Annotated in this window: 7 protein-coding genes and 1 tRNA gene; 4 read left to right on the top strand and 4 right to left on the bottom strand. The window is 61.2% G+C overall.

What is annotated here, in order from left to right; all coding sequences use genetic code 11:
* Positions 1 to 13: 13 nt before the first annotated feature.
* Positions 14 to 88: transfer RNA gene (locus tag NVV77_RS03035), tRNA-Gln, on the bottom strand.
* 371 nt (positions 89 to 459) lie between these two features.
* Between NVV77_RS03035 and NVV77_RS03030 the strand changes: the two genes are divergently transcribed.
* From NVV77_RS03030 to NVV77_RS03020, 3 genes are all read left to right on the top strand, one after another.
* Complete coding sequence (locus tag NVV77_RS03030; RefSeq protein ID WP_367178580.1) at positions 460 to 1,503, top strand: Ppx/GppA phosphatase family protein; 1,044 nt, start codon at positions 460 to 462, stop codon at positions 1,501 to 1,503.
* Complete coding sequence (locus tag NVV77_RS03025; RefSeq protein ID WP_295410587.1) at positions 1,493 to 2,221, top strand: RlmE family RNA methyltransferase; 729 nt, start codon at positions 1,493 to 1,495, stop codon at positions 2,219 to 2,221. Before NVV77_RS03030 ends, NVV77_RS03025 begins: the two co-directional genes overlap by 11 nt.
* A gap of 87 nt (positions 2,222 to 2,308) precedes the next feature.
* The gene (locus tag NVV77_RS03020) at positions 2,309 to 3,097 is read left to right on the top strand and encodes a DUF6232 family protein (RefSeq protein ID WP_295410586.1); all 789 of its coding nucleotides are present in this window, start codon (positions 2,309 to 2,311) and stop codon (positions 3,095 to 3,097) included.
* 40 nt (positions 3,098 to 3,137) lie between these two features.
* Here the strand turns inward: NVV77_RS03020 and NVV77_RS03015 are convergent, their stop codons facing one another.
* Positions 3,138 to 3,851, bottom strand: a complete 714-nt coding sequence (locus NVV77_RS03015; RefSeq protein WP_295410585.1) for a glutathione S-transferase family protein — start codon at positions 3,849 to 3,851, stop codon at positions 3,138 to 3,140.
* 105 nt (positions 3,852 to 3,956) lie between these two features.
* Here NVV77_RS03015 and NVV77_RS03010 point away from each other — a divergent pair, with 105 nt between their 5' ends.
* A complete protein-coding gene (locus tag NVV77_RS03010; RefSeq protein WP_295410584.1) occupies positions 3,957 to 4,301 on the top strand; it encodes a helix-turn-helix domain-containing protein in 345 nt (114 codons plus the stop codon).
* A gap of 4 nt (positions 4,302 to 4,305) precedes the next feature.
* Here NVV77_RS03010 and NVV77_RS03005 read toward each other — a convergent pair whose 3' ends face one another.
* Together NVV77_RS03005 and NVV77_RS03000 are read right to left on the bottom strand one after the other, a co-directional pair.
* Positions 4,306 to 5,691 carry an MDR family MFS transporter gene (locus tag NVV77_RS03005; RefSeq protein ID WP_295410583.1) on the bottom strand — a complete coding sequence of 462 codons (1,386 nt, stop codon included), beginning with the start codon at positions 5,689 to 5,691 and terminating at the stop codon, positions 4,306 to 4,308.
* 30 nt (positions 5,692 to 5,721) lie between these two features.
* On the bottom strand, positions 5,722 to 7,107 hold the full coding sequence (locus tag NVV77_RS03000; RefSeq protein ID WP_295410581.1) for an MFS transporter: 1,386 nt from the start codon (positions 7,105 to 7,107) through the stop codon (positions 5,722 to 5,724).
* Positions 7,108 to 7,214 lie beyond the last annotated feature (107 nt).

Raw genomic sequence — 7,214 nt, 5'->3', positions numbered from 1 at the left:
TTTTCTGAGAGATTGGCTGGGGAACCTGGATTCTGAACCAAGATCGACGGAGTCAGAGTCCGCTGTTCTACCATTGAACTATTCCCCAGCAGAGCCTGCTGGCTGGGCCGTGATCCTCAGAAGCGGTGCTTCCGTGGCGGCGCGGGGTCTCATTAGACAAAGCGGACGAGGATTGCAAGCGGGGATGGTGCAAGTTTGCCCAACCAATGTGTGCATTGCGCTTGGCTCAGCGTTGAAGTACCGTCTTTTTCAACAATGCAACACCAAAGCTGCGCCTTGGGCGCGGCCGGAAATACCGGCCAGCGACCGCGCCGCGTCAGGAGAATCAGGTGACCGATCCGAATCGGTCCGCTGCCTTGTCGGTCGCCCGGACCGGCACGGCGCTCCGCACGCCTTCCGCTCAGGATCGGAAGGCAAGGGGCTCGGCTGCGCCACCTGTGGCGGAGCCGCGGACAAGTCATGCGCCTCGCGCGCGCGCGCGGCCCTCTCTATGCGGCGCTCGACCTCGGGACCAATAATTGCCGCCTTCTTATTGCGCGTCCGCACGAGCACGGTTTTCGTGTGCTCGACGGGTTTACGCGCATTGTGCGTCTCGGTGAGGGCGTTTCGGTGACGGGTCGCCTTGGCGACGCGGCCATGGAACGCACCATGGAAGCGCTGAAGCAGTGCCGCAACAAGCTGCGTGACCACCAGCCGACCCGTATGCGCCTCATCGCCACCGAAGCTTGTCGCGCTGCCGAAAATGGCCCGGAATTTCTCGGTAGGGTGAAGGAAGAGCTTGGGCTTGAGCTTGAAATCGTCGACCGGCGCACCGAGGCCGAACTGGCTGTGACCGGCTGCGCCGATCTTATCGACGATACGGCCCAGGGCGCGCTGATGTTCGACATTGGCGGCGGTTCCTCCGAACTCGCCTGGCTCGATTTCCGCGGTGGCCGGCCGCGCTCGCAGGGGCGTATGTCGGCCTCGATCCGGTCCTGGCAGTCGCTGCCGGTCGGCGTCGTCTCCATTGCCGAGCGCTTTGGTGGGGTCAATGTCACGCCCGAAGTGTTCGAAGCCATGGTTGGTTTCGTTTCCGATCATCTGAAACAGTTCCGCGGCCGCGAAAAGCTGCGCCAGATGATCGCCGCGCATCCCGTGCACCTGATCGGGACCTCGGGCACGGTCACGACCCTTGCGGGGCTGCATCTCGGCCTCGAACGCTATGAGCGGCAGAAGGTGGATGGGCTCTGGCTCAAGAGCCAGGAAGTCGACGACATCATGCGCGTCCTTCTCAACATGCCCTTCGACCGGCGCGTGACGCATCCCTGCATTGGTCGGGATCGCGCAGATCTCGTGCTGCCCGGCTGCGCCATTTTTGAAGCCATTCGGCGTGAGTGGCCGACCGAGCGCGTGCGCGTGGCCGATCGCGGCCTGCGCGAAGGCATCCTGATTTCCTTGATGGATGCAGATAAGGTTCACAAGCGGCCGAGCCGCCCCAAGCGGAGAAACGCAAATGGTGGATAAGGCACTCGGCACAGGCGGCCGCAAGTCCGACAGGGACCTCAAAATCCGGCTCAAGACGGCCAAGGGGCGGACGACCTCGTCCACCAAGTGGCTGCAGCGCCAGCTCAACGATCCCTATGTGGCCCGCGCCCGTTCGGAAGGCTATCGCTCGCGCGCGGCCTTCAAGATCAAGGAAATCGACGAGAAGCAAAAGCTCTTCAAGAAGGGAATGCGTGTCGTCGACCTCGGCGCTGCGCCCGGCGGTTGGTCGCAGGTTGCTGCCAACGCGGTGGGCTCGACGGCGGAACACCCGCTTGTTGTCGGCATCGACTATCTTGAAATGGACCCGATCCCCGGCGTTGTCCTGCTCCGCAAGGATTTCACCGAGGAAGACGCGCCTGATCAGCTGTTTGCGGCCATGGGTGGCCACAAGGCCGACGTCGTCATGAGTGACATGGCCTGGCCGACGACCGGTCATCGGCCCACGGACCACCTGCGCATCGTGCATCTTATCGAGATCGCCGCCGATTTCGCCATCCAGGTGCTCAATCCCGGCGGGTCTTTCGTCGCCAAGGTTTTCCAGGGCGGCACAGAGCATGAGCTGCTGCACATGCTGAAACGCCATTTCAAGACCACGATGCACATAAAGCCGCCGTCGAGCCGCAGCGAGTCGGCCGAGGCCTATCTTGTGGCCAAGGGGTTTAAGGGCAGGGCAGAGGTCGAGTCCGAAAGCGAATAGCGCCACGCCGGGCTCTCAATATTGCAAAGGGCTCAAGTTTAATGTTTTGTCTGGTGATCTATGTCTTCGCTGATGCGGGAGGCGTAAGTGAAAATCACCAACGACGCGATAACGCTCAACAACCAGATATATCCGACGAAGAACATTTCGTCGGCACGCATGGTGGAACGGAAATCGCATACCTTTCAGAAGGGATGGCCCTATTTTCAGCGGGTCGTCACCTTCATGGCGATTGGAATCTTCCTCGCCGTTTTCGGTTTCAACGCGGAGATCGAGCCACTTTTGGGCCTCGCGGCGATGATTGCGGGCGTCATCGTCTTCTTTCGCGGCTTCGTTCGGCCTCGAACAGAAGGCAAGGAATACGGCATTGAGCTGCTCAGCAACAGCGGCGGCATGACCCTCTTCTGGTCGCGCGATCAAGAATTCATGATCCAGGTGCGCGACCTGATTTTCGCGGCCCTCACCTCATCGGGCAACGCCTTCAACTATACCGTCAACATCGACAACAAAAAGATCGAAGATCATTCCGTCAATGTTTTGGATAGATCGGTCCATCATGTCTACGACTATTCTGTTCATTTTTCCCAGCATCAGGGTATTTCTGTAGATCAGCTCAATTTCCTCAATGGTCAGTTCAACGAGGCGCTCAAGGAACTGGGCAACTTCGTCAGGGATCACCGCAATGAGGAGCTGCAGAAGGAACTGCAAAGCCTGGTGACGATCCTCCGCGCCCAAAATCCCGACAAGGGCAAATTGAAGACGGCTTGGGGGAGGCTGAAGGGCATCTGCGATGTCTGGGAAACCGGAGACACAGTCAAAAGTATTTTGAGCACGATCGCGATGGGCGTGAACACGATCCTGGGCGTCGTCACCTGATATCACGGAGAGGCCGCGGATTGACCGCGGCCCCTTGGGGTCAGGCAGCTGCCCGGCCGTAGCGCTCGATCACATCGGCGAGTGCCACATGCCCCTTGAACGAACCTGATCCCACCGGTGTCTCGCCGTTCTCGATGGCGAGCGCAAAGATGACGGCGGGATCGGCTTCGAGGCGGCGCCGCACGGCAGCGAGTTTTGGCCAGCGTTGAGCATCGGCCACCTCATGAAAATCGAGCCAGCGGGCGACGCCGATCAGCACGGCATCGGCAAGCGTGGGGCTTTCGCCTACGAGATAGGGGCCATCGCCTGTTATCGCTTCGAGCTTGTCGTGGCGCTCGATGACGCCCTCGCGCCCCCAGATGCGCAGGTTCTCCTGCAAGACCGGGTTCGGTGGTTCCATTTCGAGCGCGGCCCAGAGCGGGCTGAAGGCGCCGGTGAAGCCGGTGTTGATGAAACCCAGCAATTGCCACATGCGATCGGTATCGGCGCTGTCGGGCGAATAGCTGATGCGGTGGTCAGTATCGCGGGCGGCAAGCCAGGCGGCTATGGCCATGGTCTCGGTGATTGGTCGACCTGCGGGCGTGATCAGGGCGGGCGTTTCGTGGCGGGCATTGATCTGCGCATAGCCCGGTTCGCGCATCTCGCCGAGCATGTCGACGCGGCAGAGCCGATAGGGTTGGCCCAGCCATTCGAAGGCGGCAATGAGCCCCATGGAGCTCCCGGCCGGGTGGCCGTAGACAAGGATCGGTTCCATTGGTCATCTTTCAAGAAGTGTCAAATGATGCTGGCCAGCGGGCTGGAACCTACCCACCTCCGCCCCTAAGTAAATTACGGACAATTTTGTAACCACGAGAGCCCCATGCAGACGCTGGTTTCCAACTGCCCCATCGAGGATGTGATGCGCGCGCTATCCGGACGTTGGCCCGGCCTGCTGCTCTACTATCTCAAGGACGGGACAAAGCGGTTCAGCGATCTCAGGCGCGACAATCCCACGGTGTCACACCGCATCCTGGCGATGGAATTGCGCAAGCTCGAAGCGGTTGGGCTGGTTATGCGCACGGCTTTTCCCGGCTACCCCCTGCGCGTGGAATACGATCTCACGCCCGCCGGTGCGCAGGTACTGCCGCTCATCGAGGGCCTCGCGGATTGGTGGGAGGCCAGCGGACCGGAGCGGGCCAAGCAGGCCCGCGTCGCCGTCTCCTGATCGTTCAATGTGCGTGCGGTTTGCCGAGCAATTGATGCCCGGCATTCTTCGGCAGCGTCATGAACAGTACCGTTGCTACGAGCCCCACGGCCGCCACCACATAGAAGGCGATGTGGAAATCGACCAGCGCCAGTTCGCCGCCGCCGCGCAGGCGATGCACCAGTTCCAGCGTGCCGCCGCCCAGCGCCACGCCCATGGCGAACATCAGCTGGCCCCAGACCTGGCTGATCACGTTGGCCTGGCCGGCGTCCTTGTCTTCGATATCGGCAAAGGTGAAGGCGTTCGAACCGGTCCAGAAGGTCGATTGCCAGAAGCCGGTAAAAGTCAGGATAGCGAGGATCAGCGGCATCGGCGTTTCGGGCGTGTAGAGCCCCATGGCCACGATGCCGGCGGCCGAAATAGCTGTCGACCACACCAGCGGATATTTGAACCCCCAATGGGCAAACATCCAGTTGGCGACGAATTTTGCCACTAGAGCGCCGATGGCGCCCACAAAGGTCACCATGCCGCTCTCAAAGGGCGAGAGGCCGAAGGTCAGCTGCAGCATTAGCGGAAAGAGGAAGGGCGTGGCGCCCTGGCCGAGGCGGAAGAAGGTGCCCGCGACAATGGCGATGCGGAAATTGCGCACGGCGAGCAGTCGCAGATCGAGCAGCGGAAATTCGGTCCGCAGCGCATGGCGCACGTAGAAACAGCCGATGCCCATGCCCGCGACGGCCGCGATGGCGCCGTAGAGCGGGGGCAGGGCGGGCAGGCTCACCACCGAACAGCCGAAGGCGAACAGGGCAAAGGCCAGGCCGGCCATGACAAAACCCGGCCCGTCGATATTGCGCGGCTTGTTGCGGTGCTCATTGGGCAGGGCAAAGCCGACGAGCACGATGCCCAGAACGCCGATCGGAATGTTGATCCAGAAAATCCAGTGCCAGGAAAAATAGGTGGTGAGGAAACCACCGAATGGCGGGCCAACGATGGGCCCGATCAGCGCCGGAATGGTCAGCCAGGCCATGGCATCCACCAGCTGATGGCGCGGCGTGGCGCGCACCAGCACAAGGCGAGCCACCGGCCCCATCATGGCGCCGCCCATGCCCTGGATGAAACGCGCGCCGACGAACTGGGCCAGCGAGCTCGAGAACGCACAACAAATCGAACCGATCATGAAGACCAGCATGGCGACGCGGAACACGCGACGCGCACCGAACCGATCGGCCATCCAACTCGAAATCGGAATGAAGATGGCGAGCGCCACGAGATAGGCCGTCAGCGCCAGTTTTAGCGAAATCGGGTCTGTGCCGATATCCTCGGCAATGGCGGCGAGCGAGGTGGCAATAACAGTCGAGTCCATGTTTTCCATGAACAGGGCTGTGGCCAGAATAAGGGGCGTAGTTCGAGACACTGGCTTTTCGGTCCGGTTTTGGCCGGGCCGCTACTCCTTGTAAGCGCGATGACCTGAAACGTCCGCGCCGGCATTCTTGGGGAGGGCGAGATAAACAAGGCTCGCCACGGCACTAAGGCCGCCTACGGCAAAGAAGGCGATCTGGAAATTGAGCAATGACAGGTGGCCACCGGTATAGTGGCTGGTGATTTCGAGGATGGCGCCGGCTACGGCGACGCCAAACGCCACCGAAAGTTGCTGGCACACCGCGACGATTGCCGTGGCCTGGCTCGCTTCCTCGTCCGAAATGTCCGCGTAGCCCAAGGCATTGGAGCCGGTGAAAAACACCGAACGCAAGACGCCGCCCGCCAGCAGCACGGCCATCATCACCGGGGCAGATGTTTCGGCGGTAAACAGGCCCTGCGCCGCAATCAACACGCCGCCGAAAATCGAGGCGAAGGCGAGCACGCGCGGAAAGCCGAAGCGTGCAAAAACGCGCTCTGCCACGAACTTGCTCATGATGGCGCCGATGGCCGAAATGAAGGTGATGGCGCCCGACTGGAACGGATTGAGCCCAAAGCCAAGCTGCAACATCAGCGGCAGCAGAAACGGCATGGCGCCAACGCCGATGCGGAACAGTGAGCCGCCGGTGATCGAGGAGCGGAACAGCTTATGTCTGAACAGCTTTGGATCGAGCAGCGGGTAGGTCGTCCGCCGCGCATGGAGGAAATAGAGAATGCCCGCGGTCACGCCCACGGCGATGGTCAGGTAGCCATAGATGATCGGCAGGGCAGGGAGGCTGATCACCGAAAGGCCGAAGACGGTGCCCGAAAAGGCAACCGAGGCGATGACGAAGCCGATGAGATCGACCGGCCGAGGCGTCCGCTCATCAGGCACCTTCAGGTAGATTCCCGAGAGGATGATGCCGATGATCCCGATCGGAATGTTGATCCAGAAGATCCAGTGCCAGCTCAGATATGTGGTGAGGAACCCGCCGATCAGCGGGCCCGTCACCGGCGCCACCAGCGCCGGCACGGTCAGCCAGGCCATGGCTGAAACCAGTTCGTTGCGCGGTGTCGAACGCACCAGCAGCAGGCGCCCCACCGGCGTCATCATCGACGAGCCAATGCCCTGGAAGAAGCGCGAGAGCACGAAGGTTTCGAGCGAGAAGGCGAAGGAACAGGCAAGCGAGCCCAGCATGAAGACGAAGATCGCGAGCCGAAAAATGTTCTTGGCGCCGAACCGGTCGGCCATCCAGCCGCTGAGCGGAATGAAAATGGCGAGCGCCACGAAATAGGCCGTCAGCGCCAGTTTCAGCGCGATCGGATCGCTACCGATATCGGCGGCGATGGCGGGCAAGGATGTGGCAATGACGGTCGAGTCCATCTGTTCCATGAACAGGGCGACCGCAAGAATGAGCGGGGTAACGCGGATCACGAGTATAGAACCGGGAATCGTGCAAGGAGGGATGCAGCCCGATTACTATGGGCCCAAGATTTAGGCTTGGCCAATGAATATTGGGCAAAAGCGGCCAGAATTCTCCG

The organism is Devosia sp., from assembly GCF_024707125.1.
Taxonomy (GTDB): Bacteria; Pseudomonadota; Alphaproteobacteria; order Rhizobiales; family Devosiaceae; genus Devosia.
This window is presented reverse-complemented; position numbering and strand designations above follow the sequence as displayed.